Raw genomic sequence first — 22,352 nt, forward strand, 5'->3', positions numbered from 1 at the left:
CTACCCCCTTCTAAACTACCAACCCGCGCCAATCGAATCTGCGCAATCGGTATAATCTGCTTAATCTGCGATTAATGACGACCTACGAAACGCTCCTCCGCCTCGCCTTCCGCACCCCCGCCGACGTGGCCCACTACCTGACGCCCGCCACGCTGGGCGCCTACCCCGCCTTCGAGGCCGCAGGTGCGCGCGAGCAGCCTTTCCGCTTCGAGCAATGGCGCTTGGGCGTGGCCCTGAGTTTGCTGCGGATGCTCGGCGACCTCGGCGACCATGCCGAAGCCCGCGCCGCCGCCGATGTGTTGCACCGCGCCCTTAATACCGCCGCGTCGCCGCAGGAAATTGACAAGCAGATTGGCAAAGAAAACAAGCTTTTCGAGCAGATTTATACCAACCTCTACGTCAACGATGAAGGGGAGGCGTTGCTCGACCTCTTTGCCCGCACCCTCGACGCTGACTCGCCCGATTTTCTAGCCCAGGTAGAGTTTGAGGCCGTGGACCTAGCCCGAGAAGTAGACTTTGACGCCCGCTACGGGGATGAAGACGAGGACTGAGCCCGTGCCTGGGTACAGGGGGTAGGCCAACGTAATAACGAAAATCAGCCACCGTAGCTCTGCGCTATGGTCAGCCGGGGTGCGCTCATAGCGGCTTTGCCAAAGCATGGCCGCCCGTGCAGTGGCCCCTAAGCAGCAAATAAAAAGCATCATTCCCGGCAGCTAGGCAGCTGCCAGGAATGATGCTTTTGGCGTTAAAAACCACCAACTGGTTGTAAAACTTCCCACTAGGATGGGAAATTTTTATTGGCAAGTTATTGAATAGCTACGCGTTGGGTGGTTACCACGTCGCCGTTGAAGCGAACCACGTAAACGCCGGGCTTAAACTTGTCGCTGGGGATGGTGAGTGTAGTTTGCTTGCCTACGCTCACCCGCGACAGCACCCGGCCTACCACGTCAATCATTTCTATGCTTTTTACATTCAGCAGGTTAGCTTCTAACTTAATGTTGATTTTGTCGGTGGCAGGGTTTGGATAAACTTCGATGCCATTGCTGGTCGCCGCACTAACAGTAGCCGTGACGACACCGCAATTGTTGGCCGTAGAGCCTACGCCAGTAATTACAGCATTGGAGGTGGTAACCAGCATCTTATCCAACTTGGCGCTGCCCCCGGCATTGTAGCCAATGGTGAGAGTGTGCGCCCCGATGGGCAGCACGGCATCTCTCAGCTTTACCCAGCGCCAGCCATCGGCGCCCACTTCTTTTACGCTGGCGTCATCAATGTAGTAGGTGTTGGCCACCTGCCCCATATCAAACAGAAAAGTAGTGGAAGCCAGGGTCGCGGTGATAGTCCAGGAAACCTGCTGCCACGCCGTGCCGATAGGTTGGTCGGCTTGGTACTGCGCGCCGGAGGGCCCGGTAGAAATTCGGATGGAGCCGCCTGCTGCCGCCGCTTTCACCCAGTATGATATCACGTACTGCTTGCCGACGGTGGTCGCAAATGCGGCGCTCGACACTTGTACTTTCCACTGGCTGCCGGGCTGGGGGGTAGGGTTAACTACTTTCAGCGAGCCGCTGCCGGTATGGGCATCCGCCGCCACGGTATTGGCCGAAATGGTAGCGCCAGTCGAATTCAGGGTGGTCCAGCCCGTGAGCCCGTTTTCAAAGCCGGTATTGTTTAGAAGTTGGCTGCCAACGGCTTGATAAGCATTGTTGTCAATCTTCAGCCAGTAGCTAAAATCATCAGCCGTGGGTACGCTGAGCCGGGCCAGAAAATTATACGTGCCGGCACTGTCCGTGGTAAAGGGCATAACCAGGGCGGCTGCGGCATCGGCCGGGGCCGTAGTGGGGCTGCTGAGGCCGCTTTTTACTTTCACATAGGTGCCGTTGGAGGCGTCGGCGTCCTTCAAGGTTTCCCAACCTGCCCCCACCGTGGCGCACTCGGCTTCTAGCCAGATTCTTTTGCCGAGCGGCTCGGGCGGCAACGGCGCCAAAACGGGGTTGCCCGTACCCCACCACTTGTACCAGCGTTGGTAATCTACTGCGGGGTAGGGGTTGGTGGTATAGTCGGTGCTGACGGTGGTATTGCCCAGCAAAAACTTGTCTACAAAAGCCTGCATCACGGGCACTTGGGCGGTGGGCACGGCGCAGTGGTTGTGGCCGCCGTCGATGTAAAAGCCAAACCGGTCGCCCAAGCCAAACGTTTTGTACACCTCGTGCGTGGCCCGGGCCGAAACGTAGGCGGAAGGGTTGGCCAGCCACTCAAAATCGGTGTTGCCCGTTACTAGTAGCGCGCGAGGCGCCACCATGGCCATCAGCTCGTGGTGGTCATGGGGCAGCTTTGGCACGTTGGTGGTAGCAAACTGCTTCATGTCGTCCTTAAACCAGTTATAGTCTGTGGCATCCAGCTTTTCTACTCCGCCCAGGGTTTCGGATACGCGCCAGGCGGGCGCGCCCCCACCCCCCGATTCTTGGGCAATGGTTAGGGCGATGCGCTCGTCGAGGGCACCGGCAAAAAGGGCCATCTTGCCGGCGTAGGAGCAACCCGTAACGCCAATATGCTTCAGGTCGATGGGTAGGCTAGCCTGCACTAGCTCCAAGCCGTCGATGAGGCGGCTCACGCCCCACGACCAAGCCGCGTACTGCCCCGAGTTAGACAAGTCGTGGTCGGGGTAGAGCTGGTAGAAAGGGTCCGTCAGCTGCGGGTTGCCATAAGTCGTGACGTTGTTGTGGTTGTACTGGATGGTGGCCACGTTGCGGCCAGTGAAAACCGCCGCCGGAACGCTGCCAGTGGGGCTGTTCATGCCAATCACGGCCGGAAATGGGCCCGCGCCCGTGGGCAGCACAACCTGCGAAGTCAGGGTGGCCGTCTTGCCGTTCACCGTTACGTTCACGGTGAGCGTGCCCGCCGTGCCCGTGCCGGCGGTATAGATGGCCGTAATGGTCTGGGGCTTAACGGGCTTGGTGCCTATCTCGTAATTTTCGATTTGGGCTTTGATTTCGTTGCGCCGGCATTCCCAATCGCTGAAATTGGTGGTGCGCCCCCGGCCATCGGCCCACAAAAAAGGGTCTGGCAACGGCTGAATGGCAGGCAGTTGAGCAAAAGTGGGCAGCGGCGGCGCGGCGCAGCTACCCCCCGTATTTTCGGCAGAGTACACAAGCGGGGTTTGCGCAAAGGAACGCAGGCTCAGCAAACTTAGGGCTGCGGTTGCGAGCGCCGTTTGGGCCTTCCAGGTAGAGGTTTTACCACAAAAAGAGAAAAAAAATGAATTCATAATAAGTGCAAATTGGGTGGGTAGGTGTACTAAGAATTGCGCGTATTTCTCATAGGCAAAGCAGTAGTGGCGGACGGAAAATGGAGTTAAATACTAAGTGTTTTATATAAACATGCTTTATGCAGCTAGGTAATAAGTAATCACCTTATGAGTAAAATAGAACTGTACCCAGGGGGCGGACAGGCAAAACCGCTGCCCTGGCGCCTACTTGGCCAGGCCTGAAAATAATTTTACTTGGAAGGTAGTAGCGATAAACAAGAAAAAAACACCCGTTTTCCGGAAGGCCAGGAATGAAAATACCGCAATCGTTTATGCAAACGATTGCGGTATTTTCAGCCTTGAAAAATAGTTGGTGGCTTATTCCGCCACGATTTCGCTTTCACCTAGTAGCTTGGTTAATAGCTGCAAACAGACCTAGCTGGCGGCTGGGTCGGCGCAGCGCAGGCCGATAGGACTTGCGTTATATTAGGACTTGGGTTATAGCAACTCCGCGATGCGCAAGACATGGCGAGGTAGGCTTTTCTGGCATCGCCCAAACGCTGCCGCGGCTACTTTGCTGCCAGACGCTAAGCACCCTTTCCCCTCCTACCTCCCGCAAGCGGCTCCGAGTCCTTGGGGCCACTTGCGGGAGGTAGGAGGGGAAAGGGGCTGGGCTAGTACCCGGCGTTCTGCACCAAATTGGGGTTGACGTTGATTTCGCGGAAGGGGATGGGGAATACCAAGCGGCTGGCATTCCACGGAATGCTGGCGTTGGTAAGAGGGTCAACCGTCGTTTCTTGGTTGCGCTTGAGGTCGCCGAGGCGGAAGCCTTCGAAAGCTAATTCAAGGCGGCGTTCTTTAAGAATAGCCGCCAGCGTGACGGTAGCCAGGGCTGGCAGGCCCGCGCGGGTGCGCACCGCGTTGACGTCGGCGAGGGGGGTAGCTCCCACCGGGGTGCCCCCGGCCCGGAAGTTGGCTTCGGCCCGGGTCAGCAGCATCTCGTCCACGCGAATGAGTTTAACGTTGCCATACAGCGCGTCGTACTTGCGGGTGTAGGAGGCAACGGAGGCTGTGGCGGGGGTGTAGAGCAGCGCGCGGCTATCACCGGTTTCAAACAAGCTGGTGAACTGCGGTAGCACCGTCACATCGGCCCGGCGGTTGCGGGCGTAGAAGGTATTTAGCTGGTTAGTACCGCTTTGGGCCGTAACTTGAATAGCAAAAATATCTTCAATCGTGTTGGTGTTCGTGGTGATGGAAATAGTTGCGGCCGAAACGTTGGCCGTCGTAAACCCAAAATTTGCGCCGTAAAAAGGATTGAGTCCGAGCGAAGTAGTGGCCAGCGCCCGGTTGGCGGCGGCGGCGGCGTTGGCGAAGTCGCCTTGCTGCAGGTACACCCGCGCCAGCAGCGCCGCGCAAGCATAGCGCGAGGCCGAAAACGAGTTGAGGCCGCCACCGGTAATTAGGCGGGCTTCGGCGGTGGTCAAGTCGGTAATAATTTGGGTATACACGTCAGCCACGGTGTTGCGCGCCACAGGCAGCGCGTCGGCCGCCGTGAGGGTTGGCGCCAGTACCAGCGGGACGCCCGGGTTGCTGGCGGGCGTGCCATCGTTCCAGGCCCGGCCAAACATGCGCACCAAGTCAAAATAAACCAGGCTACGGATGAATTTGGCTTCGCCTTCTACGCTGGCTTGCTGGGCTGGTGTGCTAAGCTTGCTGAGGTTGGCCAGCACGTTGTTGGTGCGGTTGATAACGTCGTAGGCACTCAGCCAGGTTGCGCTCACCTGCGAGTTGGTGATGAGCAGCGTTTTGCGCTGGGCCTCTTGGGGCTGCGTAAACGTGCCCACGAAGCTCTCGTCGCCGTTATCGGCCAGCAGGTCCGTCATCAGCTGGAGGTAGCCGCCGTAGAGGTTGACGCTTTGCAGACCCGTGTAGCAGCCTACCAGCGCCGCCTGCACATCGCTGGCGTTGTTGAAGGCTGTGGACGTATCTATGTACGTAACGGGTTGAACGTTGAGCTTGTTGTTGCAGCTGGGCAGGGCCGCGGCCAGCAGGGCCATGGCCAACAGGCCGGGTACTATCTTCTTCATAATAATAGAGGCTAAAGAGGGAGAAAAGCGCGCGGCACGGCCTAGAATCCCAGGTTGAGGCCAATGGTGTAGGTGCGAGCCTGCGGCGCGGTGTAGAAGCTGATACCCTGGCTGATGTTGTTGCTCGAGCCGTTAGTGCCACCCGTCACGTAGTCGGCGCTCACTTCGGGGTCCCAGCCGGTGTATTTAGTGAAAGTCAGCAGGTTGTAGCCTTGCACAAATATGCGGGCCGACTGCAGGTAGGCCCGCTTGGCCAGGGTGCTGGGTAGGTTGTAGCCGAGCAGCACCGAACGCAGGCGGCCATAGTCGCCGTTTTGCACAAAGCGCGACGACTGGCCGGTGCCGTTGCCGCCGCCATAGATAGCCTTGGGCACGTTGGTAATGTCGCCTGGCTTCTGCCAGCGGTTCAGCTGGTCGCGCGTCTGGTTGTCGAAGCCGTTGTTGAAGCTTGACGAGAAGAACGGCGCGCCACCGTCGTAAATCTGGTTGCCAAATACGCCTACCAGCGTGGCCGTCAAGTCGAATCCTTTAAAGCTAAAGGTGTTGGTGATACCGCCCGTCCAAGTAGGGTTGGGGTTGCCGATGGGCACGTTGGCCGCCAGATTGATATTAGTAGTCGTGTTGCGGTTGATAGTACCGTCGGCGTTGGCCGAGTTCAGGTAATAGAGCGCGTTGCCGTTGGCAGGGTCTACACCGGCGTACTCGGGGCCAACAAACACGCCCAGCGGCTGCCCCGCCTGCGCCCGGTTGAGAAAGCTACCCAGGATGTCGGGGCCCGCCAGGTCCAGCACTTTGTTGCGGTTGATGGAAGCGTTCACGCTGGTTGTCCAGTTGAAATCGCCTACCAGGTTGCGTGTAGTCAGCGTGAACTCGATGCCTTGGTTACGTAGGCTGCCCACGTTGGCATTATAGGTCGAGAAGCCTGAAGTGCCGGGTAGGGGCTGCGCCAGCAAAAGGCCCGTTGTATTCTTGCGATAGATATCCACCTCCCCGCTGATGCGGTTATTAAATAAGCCGTATTCTAGGCCCGCGTCGTATTGCACCGTCGATTCCCAGGTCAGGAAATCGTTGCCTATTTGATAGGGGCGCTGCCCCGGCGTGCCGACGTAGCCCGCGTTGGCGCCCGTCCACAGGCTGCGCGAAGCAAAGTTGGGAAAGCCCGCGTTGCCGGTTTTGCCAATGCTCCCCCGCACCTTGAGCAAGCTCAGGGTAGGGTTATTTTTCATGAAACTCTCTTCCGATATGAGCCACCCGATAGAGCCGGCCGGAAAAATACCGTAGCGCCGCTCGATGCCGAAGCGTGACGAGCCGTCGATGCGGCTGCTGGCCCCTACCAGGTATTTGCCGGCGAAGGCGTAGGACGCCCGGGCAAAGTACGATACCAGCGTATAACCCGTAGTGTAAGACGTACCCGCCGTGATTTGCGAAGCGTTGTCGATGGTGCGGTAGGCATCCGAAGCAAACTGGGTGCCCGTCACGCTATTGCCTTTAATAGTCGAGGATTCGTAGCTGGTGCCGACGGTAACATCGAGCGCGTGGTCTTCGGCAAACGTCTTCTTATACGAGAAGTAGTTGTTTAAAACCAGCTTTACGTCGTTGGTAGCGGCATTGTAGGCGTAGCCATTAGTATTGCCCGTATTGCGCGACGTGACGCGGCTCAGGTACTGCTCCTCGTTTTGGGTCAACACATCGGTGCCCAGTTCCGAGCGAAATAGCAGGCCCTCGGTCAGCTTGGCCTGGGCATACACGTTGCCCAGCAGCCGGTACACCGTGGTGATGTATGAGCCCCCCTGAATACTCAGTAGGGGGTTGTAATAGAAAGGAAAGCCCGTGTTGGGCAGGCCCGTAGTGGGGTCTAGCGCGCCGCTCACCTGGCCCGAGCGTGGGTCGATGAGCGGCGTAATGGGGGCTAGGGCCACAATCTGCATCGGCGTGCTGAACGCGTTGTCGTTGGGCACCCGGTTGTTGACCGAGCGCGTGGCCGTTAAATTGAGGCCAAAAGACAGCCACTTAGTAGCCTGGTGGTCGATGTTGAAGCGCGAGGCAATCCGCTCGTATTGGTTGCTGACGATGATGCCCTTCTGCTTGCTGTACTGGCCCGACAGGTAAAACCGGGTTTTATCGGTGCCGCCGCTGGTATTGAAGTCGTACTGCTGAAAGCCAGCCTTTTGCAGCACCTGGTCTTGCCAGTCAGTATTGTAGGTAAGCGGGTCGCTTACGCCGCCCGCGTAGCCGCTGAGGCGGCTGGCAATATTGGCCGGCACGGCAAACGTGGTGCCGCGGTTCACGAGCGACTCCGTGAGCAAGGTCACGTATTCTTGGCTGTTCAAGAATTCGCGCTTGTGCGTAGGCTCGCTGTAGCCGCCCTGCACGTTGAAGTTGAAGCGCGTAGCCCCGGCCTTACCACGCTTGGTAGTGATGAGCACTACCCCATTGGTGGCTCGCGAGCCGTAGATGGCCGAGGCCGACCCGTCTTTCAGCACCGAAATGCTCTCGATGTCATTGGGGTTGATATCGGCAATGGGGTTGGTTGTGGCCGTAGTGGATGACAGGTTATCGGCCACTACGGGCACCCCATCCACCACGTACAGCGGCTGCGTGCCCCCGCTGATGCTCGATACCCCCCGCACCCGCACCCGGATGCCCTGGCCTAGCTTGCCGCTGCTGCTTTCGATAAATACCCCCGCTGCCTTGCCCTGAATGGACTGCTCGAACGATTGCACCGGCTGGTTGCCTACCTCTTTGCTCGACAGCTGCGCTACCGAGCCCGTGAGGTCGGCCTTGGTTTGGGTGCCGTAGCCAACCACCACGGCTTCGGCCAGGTCGGTAGCGCTGGCGGCCAGCGTTACATCAATGGTGCGGCGGCTGCCCACGGCCACCGTCTGGCTGGTGTAGCCTACCGAGCTGATAACCAGCGTAGCCTGAGGCTGCACCGAGAGCGAGAAGGCGCCATCGGCATTGCTAGTTACGCCGTTGGTAGTGCCGCGCTCGACAATGGTAGCGCCCGGCACCGGCACCCCATCGGAGCCGATGACGTGGCCAGTTACCGCCTGCGTCTGGGCAAACGCTGGCAAAGCCGCCATCACTAGTAAGGGAGTAAAAAGGTTTCGCATAGGGTAGTAGTCAAGAAGATGGTGAAGTGATAATTAAACCTTAAATAAACTGAGCGGGTAGGTGCAAATAAAGGGAGGGTAAATCAAGATTTTACTAAATCTTGGTAAAATAGCCTAAAATAAATAGGGGTTAATCCGTAATAAATAGGATTTAAGAATAAGCTTACCCCTGCATTTTAGGGTATTTATAAAAAAATAGTGTAAACAGAGAAAAGGCTCTTTCAGCCTGTTACATTAGCCCCAAAGCGGTACGGCGGCATAGGCTAGGCCCCGTACCTTTGCCGCACGCATGAGCACCATTCACTACCTCACCACGGCGGCCCAGGTGGCCGATGTGGCCGCCCACCTCGCCACGCTGCCGCGCATCGGCATCGACCTGGAATTTGACGACAACCGCTACCGCTACGGCCGCCACCTGGCGCTTATTCAGGTATTTGATGGCGAGCAGGTTTATTTAATTGACCCGCTGCCACTAGAGCCCGAAATGGCCGCCGGGCTAGAGCCATTGTTTGCCGTGTGCCGCGACCCAGCCGTGGCCAAGGTGTTTCACTCCTGCAAGTCGGATATTTTGCTGCTCGACGAGCTGTTCGACGTGCATTGCCGCAACATCGTCGATACCAGTGTGCAGTTCACACTCCTGGCTTTGGAGGATAATAATATCTCGTTGGGTCGGCTCATTCAGAGCGAGTTAGGCTTTGAGGTTGACAAGGGCGAGCAGAAATCGAACTGGCTGAAGCGCCCCCTCACCGAAGCCCAAAAGGAGTACGCTGCCAACGACGTGCTCTACCTATTTGAGTTGACCGACCGCCTGGCCGTGCGCCTCCAAGAGCAGGGTAGGGCCCAGTGGGCCGCCGAAGAAAACCACGCGCTGGAGGCCGTGCGCTACGGCCGCGGCGAGCTGCGCCCGCACTTGCGCCTAGCTGGCAAGTACCGCATTGCGCCCGACGAGCTGCCGTTGTTTCGGGAGCTATTTGCCCTGCGCGACCGCGTGGCGCGCCAGCTCGACCGGCCCAGCTACATGGTGCTCAGCAACGACCGTTTGGTAGAGCTCACGCGCCAGCCCATTGCCTCACACGGCGCTTTGCGCGGAGCCGGTGGCCTGCACCCCGACCTCAAGCGTGCGCCCTTTGCCGACGAGTTGGTGGCGCTGGCCACTGCCGACTTGGCGCCCGATGGCCCGCTGCCCGCCGACCAGCGTCGCCCACAGCCGTTTCGGCGGCGTTTCGGGGGCCCCGCTGCCGCCCGCGCCGAAGCCCGCGAAGCGCTGCTCACCGCTCTCAAAAACCACTTAAGCACCGATTTTAGCCCCGTACTGGCTAATACTGTGCTCAGCAACCGGCTCATTGGCGACGTAGTGGAGCAGGGTAGCTTGGTAGCGCTGCGCCCCTGGCAGCGCCAGTTGCTAGCGGAAACCGCCTCCCAACATGGCCTCTCGACTGCCGAGCTAGCCGAGCCTTTGGTAGGGTAGGAGTTGCTGATAAATAGTTAACGGTAAGCTGTTAATGATAGGAACGTCATGCTGAGCTGGTCGAAGCATCTCTACCCCACCGTCAGGGTTTCAACCCTAGTACAGGCAGTAGCGGTGCTTCGACCAGCTCAGCAGGACGTTCTTTTTTATACCGCTTTGTGGCTGATGCTGCTCAGTGTGAGCCTGCCCGCCGCCGCGCAAGATGCCGTGCTGCGTGGCCTCGTGCTCGATGCCGGTACGCACCAGCCCATCCCGAATGCGCAGGTAGGTATTGGGGGCAACAAGCTAGGTACGAGTACTAATAGCGATGGCCGGTTTGCGCTGCGCGTGCCGGCCGCCTACCAAGCCAGCGAGCTCGAAGTGGCACTGCTGGGCTACCGCCGCTACATGCGGGCCCTACCCCCCTTGCCCGGCCCCGAACTGCGCATCGAGCTGAGTAGTAACCCCGCCGGGCTGGGTACAGTGGCCATCACGTCGTCGGCTACAAGTATTATTCGGGAGGCCGTGGCGCGCATTGCGCAAAACTACCCGGTGCGGCCAACGCGGCTCACGGGTTTCCTACGCGAGTCGGACGAAGATGCCACGGCCCACACCTACGAGTACCTGGCCGAAGGCGTGCTGCTGGTGCGCAAGCCCCCCTACCCCCGCCCGCGCGACCAAGGCGACGTGCAAGTGCTGCAAGCGCGCAAAGTAGACTTGCGCCCGCGCCAGCCCGGGGCGGCCCTACCCCCCATCAACTGGATAGCGGGGCCGTTTATTCCGCATCGCTTCGACTTTGTGCACAGCCGGGCCGAGTTTATCAGCGCCGCGCATTTCAAGGATTATCAGTACCGTTTTAGTCCCCAAACTACGTTTCAGGGGCGGGCGGTATATGTTATCACTTTCGAGCCCCGGCCGGGTACCAACCGGGCTAATTTTGCGGGCCAACTCTACATCGACGAGCAGAGCTACGCTTTTTTGGGGGCCGAATGGCACCGCACGCCAACGGGCATTCGGCGCGAGCGGGTGCTGTTGTTTAGGGCCACGGAGCGCGCCTATCGGGTTGACTACCAGCGTTACGCCGGGCGCTACCACCTCAAAAGCGTGTGGTATAATACGTTAGGCGAGCCACTGGCGGGCCACGTGCGGCGCCACCTAGCCGAGTACCTGACCACGGCCATCGACACGGCACAGACCCCGCCGCCTACTTACCGCGAGCGCACTCAGTACGCCGACATTTTTCTGGCCAGCCCTACCCCCTACGATTCGGCCTTCTGGAACCACTATACCATCAGCCTGCCGCCTACCCAGTTGCGGCTCGACCTGCTAGCCCAGGCAGCGCGGCCCGCGGCTGATACGCTGCCGGCCCCTGCGCCGCCCGCCCCCCGCCGCCCGTGGCTGGGCCAAGTGGCTCGCCGGCTTAGCTATACGTACGCGGCTGGTTTGCTGCCGCTAACGGGGCCGGGCGCGGTGGCACGGGCCGTGGTAGCACCGGTAGGCTCGGCCTTTCGGGCCGATGGCCAGGCAACTACGAACAAGCCAGCAGTAGCCTGCTACTTCGGCTTTGGGGCGCAGGTAGCCGTCACGAAGTCGCTGGCGGCGTATGGGTTTCAGCGCAGCCTGCTAGGGGGGCAGCTGCAAGGGGAGGGGTGGGAAGCGGGCCTAACTTACGCCCGCAACCTGAACCCGCGCGGCCGGCCACTGTGGGGCAGGGTAGGACTGGGCTATGTGCGGCAGGCAGTGGGCCGCTCGCTCGGCACCTTCGACAACCCCGACGCAGATTTGCAACTGGCTGGTACGCACTTGGCTGCCAGCAGCTTGACACTGGCCCTGCAAACCCAAACCACCGCCCTGCAGCCCAAGCTGGGCCTGGCCCTGGAACTGGGCCACCAACTCGACTTGGCTGCTGACCTGGGCTACCTGCTGCCGCTGCGCACCCGCTCGCAGCTCCGCTTGCAGGAAACGGACGAAGGGTTTTTTAGCGTAGCCAATACCGCCATTTTACCCCTGCCCGCCGCCGAAGCGCAGGTGTACCTCGCCGGCCAGCCCACTGCAGAGGTACCGTGGCGGCCCGACCGGTGGCTACTCACGGTGGGTCTTTGCTACCGCTTGCAGCGGCGCTAGGGCCCGGGCCGCCCGGCTGGGGTTACTTTTGAAGCCGGGCCGCGGCCCGCCGCTTTCCCGCATGACTGACCCTACCCCCTCCCTACCGCCAGTGCTGCCCCCAGCTCCGCCCCCGGCGCCCCGGCCGGCGCGCGGGCGGCTGGCCCTGCTGGTGGCGGGCGTGGTGCTGAGCCTGGTGCTGGGCGCCGCGGCTGCACTTTACCACGTATTGCTGCGGCCCAACGTGCCAACGGCTGTAGAAGGCCCCGCCTACCTCTACATTCGGCGGGGGGTAGGGCTGAACGCCGTGCTCGACTCGCTGCGGCGGCCCGGCCAACTCGAACGCTACCAGACGTTTGCCTGGGTCGCGCGCTGGCGTGGCTACGGCACGCCGGCCCACCCCGTGCAGCCCGGCCGCTACACGCTGCCGGCCGGCGCGGGCAACCTGGCCCTGGTGCAGCTGCTGGCCAGCGGCCGCCAGGATACACTGGCTTTCACCCTCAAGCCCTTCAACTACCTGCCGCAACTGCCCCGCCAAGCCGGCCGCCAGCTCAATACCGACACCACCCAGCTGCATCAGTTGCTGATTGATAACGCGTACCTGGTCAGCCACTTCGGCCTCGATACGGCCACGGTGCGCACGCTGTTCATTCCGGGGCAGCTGCGGTTAGTGTGGCCCACAACGGCAGCAGCGTTCCTCGACTCGGTGGCGGCCCGGCACCGACGCTTCTGGACTGCTACCCGCTTGCACGAGGCTGATTCGTTGAAGATGAGCAAGGTGCAAGTGGCGGTGCTAGCCAGCATCGTGCAGCGCGAAACGGCCCAGCCCACCGACAAGCCGCTTATCGCGGGCGTGTACCTCAACCGCCTGCGCCGGGGCCAGCCGCTGCAAGCCGACCCCACGTTGCTGTGGCCGCTGCACGGCCTAGGCACCCGCAAGCGCGTGCTCAACGTGGATAAAAAAGTCGATTCGCCCTACAATACGTACCGGCACAAGGGCCTACCCCCCGGCCCCATCACCACGCCCTACCCCCAAGCCCTAGACGCGGTGCTGCGCCCGGCGCACCACAAGTTTATATTTTTTTGCGCACGCCCCGATGGCAGCGGCTTTTCCGATTTTGCCGAAACCTTTGCCGAACATAAACTCAATGCCCGGCGCTTCCAACACCACTTGGATAGCCTGAAAATCAAGCGGTAAAAGCGCGGCAGGACGCTCTATTCACTCAACCGAACTACCCCTTACTAATGCGTCTCGTAATTCAGCGCGTTCGCGAAGCCTCCGTCACCGTCGATAATCGCATTACGGGCCAAATTGGGCCCGGCTTACTGGTGCTGGCCGGCTGCGCCCCCACCGACGATGAGGCCGCCCTGGCCTGGATGGTACGCAAGCTGGTAAACCTGCGGATTTTTTCGGACGAGAACGGGCAGATGAACCTCAGCGTGCGCGACATAAATGGCCAAGTGCTGGTGGTCAGTCAGTTTACGCTGCTGGCCGATGCGCGCAAGGGCAACCGCCCTAGCTACATCGGCGCTGCGCCGCCCGCCGTGGCCGAGCCTCTTTACGAACGCTTTGTGGCGCTGGTGGCGCAGGAGCTAGGTCAGCCCGTGCCCACCGGTATTTTCGGGGCCGACATGCAGGTGCGCCTGCTCAATGATGGCCCGGTGACCATCGTGCTCGACTCACCGTTGTAACTTTTAGCTGCTTTCTTATGACTATCGAACAAGCCCAAACGACCGTTGATGAGTGGATTACAACTACCGGCGTGCGTTATTTCAGCGAGCTGACCAACCTGGCCATCCTCACCGAGGAAGTGGGGGAGGTGGCCCGCCTCATTGCCCGGCAGTACGGCGAGCAGTCGTTTAAAGAGTCGGACAAGGGCCGCGAACTGGGCGATGAGCTGGCCGACGTGCTGTTCGTAGTTATTTGTTTAGCCAACCAAACCGGCATCGACCTCACCGACGCGCTCGCCCGCAACCTCGCCAAGAAAACCCAGCGCGATGCCACCCGCCACCGCGACAACCCCAAGCTAACCGGCGGCCTAGCCCCCGCCCCTACCCCCCTATGAACGCTCAGATAGCCCGCCTGGCCGCCGTGGCCGCGCAGCCCAGCCGCCGCATCATTGGCCTGATGTCGGGCACGTCGCTCGATGGTCTCGACGTGGTGCTGTGCCGCTGCACCGGCGCTGGCGCCACGCTGCACGTGGCCCTCGAGCACTTCGCCACCGTGCCCTACCCCCTCGATTTGCAGCAGCGCCTGCGGGCCATCAGCCAGCCTACGGTGCAGCTGCAAGATGTGGTGGTGCTGCACGCCGAAGTGGCGCGCCGCCAGGCCGACATGGTGCTGGCCTGCCTGCAAAAGTGGGGGGTAGGGCCGGCCGAAGTCGATGTGCTGGCCAGCCACGGCCAAACCATCTGGCACGCGCCGCGCCACCAGCACGGCCGCCCCGAGTTTGCGCACCACGCCACGCTGCAAATCGGCGACGGCGACCACCTGGCGCAGCTCACGGGCATCCTCACGCTCTCCGATTTTCGGCAGAAGCACGTGGCGGCCGGCTACGAAGGCGCACCGCTGGCGCCGTTTGCCGACGAGCTGCTGTTTCGCCAGCCGGGTGTTAACCGCCTGCTGCTCAACCTAGGTGGCATTGCCAACTTCACGCTGCTGCCCGCCGACGGTGGCCCCGCCCTGGCCACCGACACCGGCCCCGCCAATACCCTACTCGACCACGTGGTGCGCCAGCACTACCCCAACAAAAGCTACGATGCGGGCGGCTACCTCGCTGCCCAGGGCCACGTGCACGCGGGCCTGCTGGCGGCGCTGCTGGCCCACCCGTTTTTTGCCCAGCCCTTTCCAAAAACTACTGGGCCTGAGTTGTTTTCGCCCGCGTATTTGAAGGCGAGCCAGGCTAAGACTTCCACTACCAGCCTGCCCGCGCCCGACTTGCTGGCTACGCTCGTCGAGCTTGCCGCCACGTCGGTGGCCCAGGCTGCCCGCCACTACCTCGGCCCGCAACCCACGGCCGAAGTGCTGATGAGCGGCGGCGGCGCCCACAATGCCACGCTGCTGGCCGCGCTGGCGCGGCACCTGCCCACCGCCCGCCTGCTCAGCACCGCCAAAGCCAGCGTGCCGCCCGATGCCAAGGAGGCGTTGCTCTTTGCCGTGCTGGCCAACGAAACGCTGGCCGGCCACCCCGCGCTTAGCCTGGGCAAAATTTCGCTGCCCGGCTAGGGGGCTCATTATTTCGTAAGGGCGAACCACATGACTTCTTTCTTTCGCCAGTGGTGCGGCCCCGCGGTCGGCAGCCTGGCTTTGCTCGCTACCCCCGCCTTCGCCCAAAACACCCGCTTGGTTGACCAAAATTCGATAGGCTGGTTTACCTATACTGGCGACCACAAAGTGGCGGCCAAGTGGGCCGTGCACACCGAAGTCCAGGTGCGGCGCGTAGATTTTGGGCGCCGCCCGCAGCAATTATTGCTGCGCCTGGGCGGCGTATATACCTTGGCCAAAGATGTGAAGCTGGGCGGCGGCTACACCCATTTCACTACCTATACCTACGGCTTGCACCCCAGCGCTAAGCTGGGCGAGCCCACGCCCGAGCACCGTGCCTACGAAGACATTACCTTCGGTGCTGCCTACGGCCGCCTGCACCTAGCGCACCGCCTGCGCCTTGAGCAGCGCTGGCTGGGTCAGCTCGACCGTGCCCACCCCACCGACGTAGCCAGCTGGCAATACCAAAACCGCGCCCGCTACCAGCTGGCCGGCACGGTGGCCTTGCAAGGCCCTACCCTTGACGACCACGAGTGGTACCTCACTTTTTTTGATGAGCTTTTTATCGGCTTTGGGCCGAATGTCAACCAAAATATTTTCAACCAGAACCGGATTTCGGGCGGGCTGGGCTACCAGTTTACCAAAAGTTTTCAGCTGGAGCTGAACTACCTCAATCAGTGGACGCTGCAAGGCAGCCTCGACAGTGCTACTGGCCGCCAGGTGTTTGAAAACAACAACGGCTTCCGGCTCAACGTGGTGTACGACCTCGACTTTACCAAGCGCGCCGCGGCCGATTAGCGGCCCTACCCCCTCAGCGCCGCCGCAGGCCGAAGCCCAGCACCGCCCGCGCCGTGGTGTCGCGAAACGTGACTTCGAGCAGCACCGGCGGCGGGCGGTGCACCGAATCGCGGGCAAAAGCGAAGCGACAAAACCACTGGTTGCGGCTGTGTTCCCCACCCAGTCGCGCCCCTATTTGGTAGAGCGTGATGGCGGGGCCGCGCGCCTGCCCTTGCTGCCACAGCGGCCGAGCCGCGGCCGCGAAAGTGGGCAGCCGCACGGTCGCCTGCACCTCTGGGGCCAGCCGGCGGTAGGCGGCGGGGTAATCCGCCCGCAGTATTTCGCGCAAAAACCGGTTGGCCACTTGTGCCTGGGTAGGGGCCGCCAACGTGCGCTGCGCATCGGTAGGCCACCCTGCCGCCAAGGCCAATCCAGCTAGAGGCAAACCGCAGATTTTCCAATTAACCATTGCCTAAAGTAAGCGGTGGTGCAGCCTGCACCTCGGAACATTAGGGAGAGGGAGTTACTGGCTAACACTGCTGTTTAGGGTCGGTGGTTGGCCGGCCAAGTAGCATGGATTAAAAGTCTTGGCTACTCGCCGCGAATACAAACGCCCGCTACTCCTAAGAATAGCGGGCGTTTTAGTCTGTGGCGGCGCAGGTTTGCCTACCCCCTCTATTGCTCGGCAGGCGGCGGTACGAGCACGAACACGTCCTCGCCGGGGCGCTTCATGAGGTACTTTTCGCGGGCAAACTTTTCCAGCAGCGCGGGCGAGCTAAGCAGCTCGGCGCGGTCGCTTTTCACGGTCTCGATGTTGGCTTCGTAATAGGCTTTTTCGGCGCGCAGCTCGCGCCACTTGCGGTACATGTCGTACTGCTTGCTCACGTCGTTGGCGTCGAACACTACCATCCAAACCACAAAGCCGGTGGCCGTGAGGAAATAGAAGTTGCGCAGTACGCGCAGGGTAGGGGAGAGGAAAGCGGGCAGCGGCATCGAAAGTGAATTGACAGAATACAAAAGAACGTCATGCTGAGCGAAGTGAAGCATCTTAGCCGTTTCGCCAGGGTAAAAACCCAACGAGCCGGTAGAGATGCTTCGCGTTGCTCAGCATGACGTTCTGTTTAGTTAGCTACAAGTAGCTGGCCACTACATTTTGCGGCCGGGGAAGTAGGCGATTTCGCCCAGCTCTTCCTCGATGCGCAGCAGTTGGTTGTACTTGGCCATGCGGTCGGAGCGCGAAGCCGAGCCGGTTTTGATTTGGCCGGTGTTCAAGGCCACGGCCAGGTCGGCGATGGTCGAGTCTTCGGTTTCGCCCGAGCGGTGGCTCATGATGGACTTGTAGCCGTTGCGGCGGCCCAAGTTCACGGCGTCGATGGTTTCGGTGAGCGTGCCGATTTGGTTTACCTTAATGAGGATGGCATTGGCAATGTGCTCATCAATACCACGTTGCAGGCGCTCCACGTTGGTCACGAACAAGTCGTCGCCCACGAGCTGGATTTTATTGCCCACCTGCTCGGTGATGCTCTTCCAGCCCGCCCAGTCGTCTTCGGCCAGGCCGTCTTCGATGCTGATGATAGGGTATTTCTTGGTCCAATCTACCCAGTAGCTCACCATTTGCTCGGGCGTCAGCTTGTCGCCGGTGCTCTTTTTGAAGTGGTACTGGCCATCTACGAAAAACTCCGAAGCGGCGGGGTCGAGGGCAATCATCACCTGCTCGCCGGGCTGGTAGCCGGCCTGCTCGATGGCTTGCAGCACAATCTGGATGGCCTCTTCGTTGCTCTGAATGTCGGGGGCAAAACCGCCTTCATCGCCTACGTTGGTGCTATAGCCCTTTTTCTTCAGCACCGTTTTGAGGGTGTGGAAGATATCGGTGCCCCAGCGCAGCGCCTCCGAGAACGAGCTGGCGCCCACGGGCATTACCATAAATTCCTGGAAGTCAATCTTGTTGTCGGCGTGCGAACCCCCGTTCAGGATATTCATCATCGGCACGGGCAGCGTGGTAGCGCCTACCCCCCCTACGTAGCGGTAGAGCGGCTGGCCGGCTTCCTGCGCAGCAGCACGGGCGGCGGCCAGGCTCACACCCAGGATGGCGTTGGCGCCGAGGTTGCCTTTGTTGGGGGTGCCGTCGAGCTCGCGCATGATTTTGTCAATCAGGCCCTGCTCGTACACCGAGAAGCCTACGAGCTCTTCGGCAATCGTGGTATTTACGTTTTCGACGGCTTTGAGCACGCCTTTGCCCTGGTACATGGCTTTGTCGCCATCGCGCAGCTCCACGGCTTCGTGCACGCCAGTGCTGGCGCCGCTGGGTACGGCGGCGCGGCCTACGGTGCCGGAGTCGGTCGTTACATCAACTTCGATGGTGGGATTGCCGCGCGAGTCGAAAATCTGGCGGGCATGAATGGCTGCGATGTAGCTCATGTTTGTGTAAAGGAAGATGAGAGATGCAAATGTAGCCTGCTGGTTTGGAGAACGGCGTACAATTTCCTGGGGCTCCGCAAACGTTCTCGGAAGCTGTAGCTAGGCTATACCTCGGCCAGCACTTCGGCTAGGCGCGCGAAAAGTACCTCGTTGCCGGCCTGCTGATAATCGGCCAGCGCAGCCTCAAACTGCGGCAAATCAGCCAAAAAGGCTTGCACGTTGGCTGGCGTGATGGCGTCGAAGCGGCGGCCGTAGCCGCGCTTTTCAATCTCGGCGCCATTCAGCCATTGCTCAAACTGCGCCGGAATGGGCACCGCGCACACCGGCTTGTGCAAGTACACCGCCTCCGAAATCAGCGAAAAGCCGCCGTTGGTGAGCACCGCACGGCTGCCCGCCAGCTCGGCAATAAAGCCGGCCTCGGAGAAGGGCCGTAGCAGCACGTTGCCGTGGTTTTCGTCCTTGTTAAAGCCGTAGACCCGGAATTCCTGCTCGGGCAGCTGCTGCAAAATGTCAATTAAATCGCCCTGGGTAGTGGCCGACTGGTACACCAGCACGTAGCTGCCCTTGGTGGGGGTAGCGGCCTGAATTTCGGGCCGGATGATGCTGGGCACCAGCGTAGTGCGGTCGGCGTAGCGCAGGCGCACGGGCAGCTCAAAAAACGTGGTGATGAGGTAGTGCCGGGCCCGCGGCAGCTTGGCACGCACGATGTAGCGGGCTACGTCGTACGACTCGCGCTCGGTGGGCGGAATGGTGACGTTGAGGTGCGTGCGGTTGATAATCTGCATATTATCGATACTGATAACCGGTAGCCGCAACAGCTTGGCAAAAAAGTAGCTGAACGACTCAAAATCCGAAATCACCACCTCGGGCCGGAAGCCGTGCAGCAGCTGCCGGTACTGCCGGAAGTTGGTTTGCAGCGCCTCGGGCGCGGTGCGCAGCGTGAGGCCCACCGTGCGCGATTTTGAAACGGTCAATTTTTTATACGCCAGGTGGAAGCCCTTGATTTCGAGCACCCGGCCGGGAAACGTCTTGTCGAGCAGCGTAAAGGCCCGCGAGCTGCTGACCACACGCACATCGTGGCCTTGGGCTAAGAGCCAGGCAATGATGACTTTGCTGCGGGTAGCGTGGCCGAGGCCTTCGCCTGGCACGCCGTAGAGGATAGTCATGGAGAAAAGCAGGGGTAGGGAAGAAGTAGCAAGTAAAGCCCCAGCTGACAGAAGCGCCAGCTTAGCCGAATAAATACGGCCCTTGGGCGGCGGCCGATGAAATAGTGGCGCTGGCCGCCGTTTTTTGTGGCGTTGGGCGGGTTGGCCCGGTTTTCGTTTTGCCGACAAGCAACCGCTTTTTACTGTTTTTTCTTATGAGCATTTTTTCAGTTCAAGCCGTTCAGGTACGCACCGCGCTGAGCCGCGCTGCGGCATTGCTACTGCTGGCGGCGTCGGCCTGTACCGCGCCGCGCAACATTACCACCTCGGGCAAAGTAACGCCCCAGGGGGAGTTTCGGGTAGCTTACAACCAGGGCTTTAACGTGGGCACTGCCCCCCTGAGCAAAGCCGGCACAGCCGTGAAAAGCGCCGCGAGCCAGCTCGGCAGCCAGGCTGCCAATGGCGAAAAGGTAAACTATTCTGACGCCGTGAGCGATGTGCAGGCCGCCGCCCTGGCCTACCTGATTGAGCCCGTGCAAACCACCGCCGACCTCAGCATTCGCTACGGCATCGTGCCGCGCCTCGATGCGGGCTATAAGTACGCATTTGGCTCGCACGTTTTTGATGCCCAGTACCAACTGCTGGGCCCCACCGGCTCGGTTGAAAACCCAGAACGTGGGGCGGCCAGCGGCACCACCTATGCCAGCGTGGGGCTGCAATATGCTATTCAGCGGGCCTCCCTACCCAGCCTGCCTTTCCTGAGCGATGCGAATAGGCTGCTGGGCTTGTCGGCCAACCGCCACGACATTATTATTCCGCTGACGGTCAGCCAGTCGTTTGGGCCTGAAGAGTCGGTAGGAGCCATTAGCTATGGCGCGGTGTATGCCCACTCGTGGGTCAATTATGGCTTCACACCCAGCAACTTGTACAACCGCGCCGGCACCGACCGGCTGCCCGACTTGCCTAAGCAGTCACGCAATTTCTCGTCCTACGGCCTATTTGCCAACCTCAAAATCGGCTATAAATACGTGTATGTGGTGCCCGCCCTCAGCGTGTATTACCAGAACTACGGCGACTATACCCTGCTCGATGGCAGCTCGACTTCGCTGAGCGGCGTCACGTTTGTGCCCTCGCTGGGCTTGCAATTCCGCATCCCCAACCTCTCGCGGTAAGCAGGGGGGTAGGGAATAATACCACACCAAAAAGCCCCTGACCGCGCGGCGGCCAGGGGCTTTTTGGTGTGGCCATCGGAAATATGCAGCAGCTTCAAAAATTAGGCTTAGTACACCTGCACGCGACTCGTAACGGTTTGCTGCGTAGGCGTTTCCACGCTCAGCAAATAAATGCCGGGGGCCAAGCCAGTGGTGGGCACGGCCACCGAACTACCCTGAAAAGTGCCCGAGGTAAGCGTTTGACCCAGCAGGTTGTGCAGCGTGTAGCTGGCGCTGGCGGCGGGCGCCAGCAGTTGCACTTGCAGGCTGTTGCCGGCCGTGATGGGGGTAGGGTAAACGCCGAATACCGAAGCCGCCGTTACGTCGCGGGTGCCAAGCACGGTGGTGTAGAAGTTGCCGCCGTAGTCGCGGGCCCGGTCGCGCCAGATGCTGTGGTAGTGAATGTTGCTGCGGAATACAACGCCAGTCTGGCACACAAACTCAATCCAAACGTTGGGGCCGTCGATGCGCACGTAGTCGCCGTTGGTGGTGAAATTGCCCGTGCCCGCGTAAGAAATGTAGGTAGTGGCCAGTTGGGTTTTGTAGTAGTTCAGCAGAGCCGCCGCCGTCACGTCGTCGGCGTCCTGCACCCACGGCGTCATGGCGGCCACTACCAAATCTTGCTGGGCGGTGGTGAGGGTGCTGCCCGCAATGCCCACTTTAGTAGCCGGGAACGTAGTGCTGCCACCTTCCGTCGTGTTCGGCCCGAGCAGCACGTCGTTGAAAGTCTGGGTTAGCTTGGCCGCGGTTTTTTGGGTCGTGGTCAGCCCGTTCAGCATCGCCAGCATGGCCGAAGCCTCGCTGCTCAGCGGCGCGACGGTGGTGCCGGCAGGAAAAATAGTGGCGTTAGCCGTAGTAAAGCTCAGCGGCTCGACGCCCTCAAACTTGGGGGTAGCGCCGGTTACAACGCCGTTGCCGAAGGTGATGTTGGTAGCCAAGTGGTGGCCGCCAAACTGGAGCATCCAGGTGCCGGTGGTAGAGGGCGTGCCCAGGAAGGCGATAAAGTACGTCCCGCTGCTGTAGCCCGAGCCGCCACCATTGGCCGCCAAGTAATCATCGGCGGCCCGAATCTGCTGAATTTCGTTGTAGCCCTCGTTGGCGGTGGTGCCCGTGGCGGCCTGCACCACGGCCAGCGCCGCCGTTTGCTGGGCCGTAGTCAGGCTGCTGAGTTGCAAGCCTATCCGGCAGCTAGAGCCGCAGGGCAGGTTCGACCATTTAGCCACGTTGGTCGCCGTAAAGCTCTGTTGTAAGGTGCTTTGCTGGGTTGTGCTCAGCGTGGCAATGAAGGCATTGGCGGCCGTTACCACATCTGCCACCGCAGTGGTAGCCTGCGTCACTTTCGTAGCCTTGGCGGCGGCTGGCCGGGCCGTAGGCGCCGCCAGCAACTGGTCGCTGCCCACGCGGCACACCGAGGCCGCTAGCAGTAAGCCGGTTAGGTAGGTGGATTTTTTCATGAGTTGGGGAGAGGGTGAGAAGAGAAGACGGGTAACCTTCTGAACTGGTTATAGCGGAGGTTGTTGCTTAACTAATTGAAAATTAGCA

Annotated in this window: 17 protein-coding genes; 9 read left to right on the forward strand and 8 right to left on the reverse strand. The window is 60.6% G+C overall.

Annotated elements, in window-relative coordinates; translation table 11 throughout:
• Nucleotides 1-74: 74 nt before the first annotated feature.
• Complete coding sequence (locus tag GO988_RS11005) at nt 75-551, forward strand: hypothetical protein (protein ID WP_157565160.1); 477 nt, start codon at nt 75-77, stop codon at nt 549-551.
• Nucleotides 552-805: 254 nt separating this feature from the next.
• Here GO988_RS11005 and GO988_RS24590 read toward each other — a convergent pair whose 3' ends face one another.
• The 3 genes from GO988_RS24590 to GO988_RS11020 form a co-directional block, all read right to left on the reverse strand.
• A complete protein-coding gene (locus GO988_RS24590; RefSeq protein ID WP_198172634.1) occupies nt 806-3,148 on the reverse strand; it encodes a T9SS type A sorting domain-containing protein in 2,343 nt (780 codons plus the stop codon).
• 770 nt (nt 3,149-3,918) lie between these two features.
• The gene (locus GO988_RS11015; RefSeq protein ID WP_157565164.1) at nt 3,919-5,331 is read right to left on the reverse strand and encodes a RagB/SusD family nutrient uptake outer membrane protein; all 1,413 of its coding nucleotides are present in this window, start codon (nt 5,329-5,331) and stop codon (nt 3,919-3,921) included.
• A 41-nt stretch (nt 5,332-5,372) separates the two neighbouring features.
• Entirely contained in the window at nt 5,373-8,444 is a 3,072-nt protein-coding gene (locus GO988_RS11020) for a SusC/RagA family TonB-linked outer membrane protein (protein ID WP_157565167.1), read from the reverse strand.
• Between the two features lie 289 nt (nt 8,445-8,733).
• On the opposite strand from GO988_RS11020, the gene GO988_RS11025 reads away from it, so the two are divergent.
• The 7 genes from GO988_RS11025 (at nt 8,734) to GO988_RS11055 (ending at nt 16,057) form a co-directional block, all read left to right on the forward strand.
• On the forward strand, nt 8,734-9,912 hold the full coding sequence (locus GO988_RS11025; RefSeq protein ID WP_157565168.1) for a ribonuclease D: 1,179 nt from the start codon (nt 8,734-8,736) through the stop codon (nt 9,910-9,912).
• Between the two features lie 165 nt (nt 9,913-10,077).
• Nucleotides 10,078-12,015, forward strand: coding sequence for a carboxypeptidase-like regulatory domain-containing protein (locus GO988_RS11030; protein WP_198172636.1), 1,938 nt, complete (start codon nt 10,078-10,080; stop codon nt 12,013-12,015).
• A gap of 61 nt (nt 12,016-12,076) precedes the next feature.
• Nucleotides 12,077-13,192 (forward strand): endolytic transglycosylase MltG, encoded by a 1,116-nt coding sequence (gene mltG, locus GO988_RS11035; protein WP_157565172.1) that lies wholly within the window; start codon nt 12,077-12,079, stop codon nt 13,190-13,192.
• Nucleotides 13,193-13,239: 47 nt separating this feature from the next.
• Nucleotides 13,240-13,686, forward strand: coding sequence for a D-aminoacyl-tRNA deacylase (gene dtd / locus GO988_RS11040; RefSeq protein WP_157565175.1), 447 nt, complete (start codon nt 13,240-13,242; stop codon nt 13,684-13,686).
• A 17-nt stretch (nt 13,687-13,703) separates the two neighbouring features.
• The gene (locus GO988_RS11045) at nt 13,704-14,060 is read left to right on the forward strand and encodes a nucleotide pyrophosphohydrolase (RefSeq protein ID WP_157565177.1); all 357 of its coding nucleotides are present in this window, start codon (nt 13,704-13,706) and stop codon (nt 14,058-14,060) included.
• The gene (locus tag GO988_RS11050) at nt 14,057-15,220 is read left to right on the forward strand and encodes an anhydro-N-acetylmuramic acid kinase (RefSeq protein WP_157565179.1); all 1,164 of its coding nucleotides are present in this window, start codon (nt 14,057-14,059) and stop codon (nt 15,218-15,220) included. Before GO988_RS11045 ends, GO988_RS11050 begins: the two co-directional genes overlap by 4 nt.
• 30 nt (nt 15,221-15,250) lie before the next feature.
• On the forward strand, nt 15,251-16,057 hold the full coding sequence (locus GO988_RS11055) for a DUF2490 domain-containing protein (RefSeq protein ID WP_157565181.1): 807 nt from the start codon (nt 15,251-15,253) through the stop codon (nt 16,055-16,057).
• A gap of 13 nt (nt 16,058-16,070) precedes the next feature.
• Here GO988_RS11055 and GO988_RS11060 read toward each other — a convergent pair whose 3' ends face one another.
• From GO988_RS11060 to GO988_RS11075, 4 genes are all read right to left on the reverse strand, one after another.
• The gene (locus GO988_RS11060; protein WP_198172637.1) at nt 16,071-16,460 is read right to left on the reverse strand and encodes a hypothetical protein; all 390 of its coding nucleotides are present in this window, start codon (nt 16,458-16,460) and stop codon (nt 16,071-16,073) included.
• 251 nt (nt 16,461-16,711) lie between these two features.
• The gene (locus GO988_RS11065; RefSeq protein ID WP_157565185.1) at nt 16,712-17,029 is read right to left on the reverse strand and encodes an FtsB family cell division protein; all 318 of its coding nucleotides are present in this window, start codon (nt 17,027-17,029) and stop codon (nt 16,712-16,714) included.
• Between the two features lie 153 nt (nt 17,030-17,182).
• Nucleotides 17,183-18,454, reverse strand: coding sequence for a phosphopyruvate hydratase (gene eno / locus GO988_RS11070; RefSeq protein WP_157565187.1), 1,272 nt, complete (start codon nt 18,452-18,454; stop codon nt 17,183-17,185).
• A gap of 104 nt (nt 18,455-18,558) precedes the next feature.
• Nucleotides 18,559-19,620, reverse strand: coding sequence for a glycosyltransferase family protein (locus tag GO988_RS11075; protein WP_157565189.1), 1,062 nt, complete (start codon nt 19,618-19,620; stop codon nt 18,559-18,561).
• A 194-nt stretch (nt 19,621-19,814) separates the two neighbouring features.
• Here GO988_RS11075 and GO988_RS11080 point away from each other — a divergent pair, with 194 nt between their 5' ends.
• A complete protein-coding gene (locus GO988_RS11080) occupies nt 19,815-20,771 on the forward strand; it encodes a hypothetical protein (protein ID WP_157565191.1) in 957 nt (318 codons plus the stop codon).
• 107 nt (nt 20,772-20,878) lie between these two features.
• Here GO988_RS11080 and GO988_RS11085 read toward each other — a convergent pair whose 3' ends face one another.
• Nucleotides 20,879-22,264, reverse strand: coding sequence for a DUF3500 domain-containing protein (locus tag GO988_RS11085; RefSeq protein ID WP_157565193.1), 1,386 nt, complete (start codon nt 22,262-22,264; stop codon nt 20,879-20,881).
• Nucleotides 22,265-22,352 lie beyond the last annotated feature (88 nt).

Origin of the sequence: Hymenobacter ginkgonis (assembly GCF_009755225.1) — a bacterium.
Lineage (GTDB): Bacteria > Bacteroidota > Bacteroidia > Cytophagales > Hymenobacteraceae > Hymenobacter > Hymenobacter ginkgonis.

Excerpts from the sequence above, each read along its gene's own strand:
- GO988_RS11005 (WP_157565160.1), top strand. The coding sequence starts at position 75 with ATGACGACCTACGAAACGCTCCTCCGCCTCGCCTTCCGCACCCCCGCC.
- GO988_RS11015 (WP_157565164.1), bottom strand. The coding sequence starts at position 5,331 with ATGAAGAAGATAGTACCCGGCCTGTTGGCCATGGCCCTGCTGGCCGCG.
- GO988_RS11020 (WP_157565167.1), bottom strand. The coding sequence starts at position 8,444 with ATGCGAAACCTTTTTACTCCCTTACTAGTGATGGCGGCTTTGCCAGCG.
- GO988_RS11025 (WP_157565168.1), top strand. The coding sequence starts at position 8,734 with ATGAGCACCATTCACTACCTCACCACGGCGGCCCAGGTGGCCGATGTG.
- GO988_RS11030 (WP_198172636.1), top strand. The coding sequence starts at position 10,078 with ATGCTGCTCAGTGTGAGCCTGCCCGCCGCCGCGCAAGATGCCGTGCTG.
- mltG (WP_157565172.1), top strand. The coding sequence starts at position 12,077 with ATGACTGACCCTACCCCCTCCCTACCGCCAGTGCTGCCCCCAGCTCCG.
- dtd (WP_157565175.1), top strand. The coding sequence starts at position 13,240 with ATGCGTCTCGTAATTCAGCGCGTTCGCGAAGCCTCCGTCACCGTCGAT.
- GO988_RS11045 (WP_157565177.1), top strand. The coding sequence starts at position 13,704 with ATGACTATCGAACAAGCCCAAACGACCGTTGATGAGTGGATTACAACT.
- GO988_RS11050 (WP_157565179.1), top strand. The coding sequence starts at position 14,057 with ATGAACGCTCAGATAGCCCGCCTGGCCGCCGTGGCCGCGCAGCCCAGC.
- GO988_RS11055 (WP_157565181.1), top strand. The coding sequence starts at position 15,251 with ATGACTTCTTTCTTTCGCCAGTGGTGCGGCCCCGCGGTCGGCAGCCTG.
- GO988_RS11065 (WP_157565185.1), bottom strand. The coding sequence starts at position 17,029 with ATGCCGCTGCCCGCTTTCCTCTCCCCTACCCTGCGCGTACTGCGCAAC.
- eno (WP_157565187.1), bottom strand. The coding sequence starts at position 18,454 with ATGAGCTACATCGCAGCCATTCATGCCCGCCAGATTTTCGACTCGCGC.
- GO988_RS11075 (WP_157565189.1), bottom strand. The coding sequence starts at position 19,620 with ATGACTATCCTCTACGGCGTGCCAGGCGAAGGCCTCGGCCACGCTACC.
- GO988_RS11080 (WP_157565191.1), top strand. The coding sequence starts at position 19,815 with ATGAGCATTTTTTCAGTTCAAGCCGTTCAGGTACGCACCGCGCTGAGC.
- GO988_RS11085 (WP_157565193.1), bottom strand. The coding sequence starts at position 22,264 with ATGAAAAAATCCACCTACCTAACCGGCTTACTGCTAGCGGCCTCGGTG.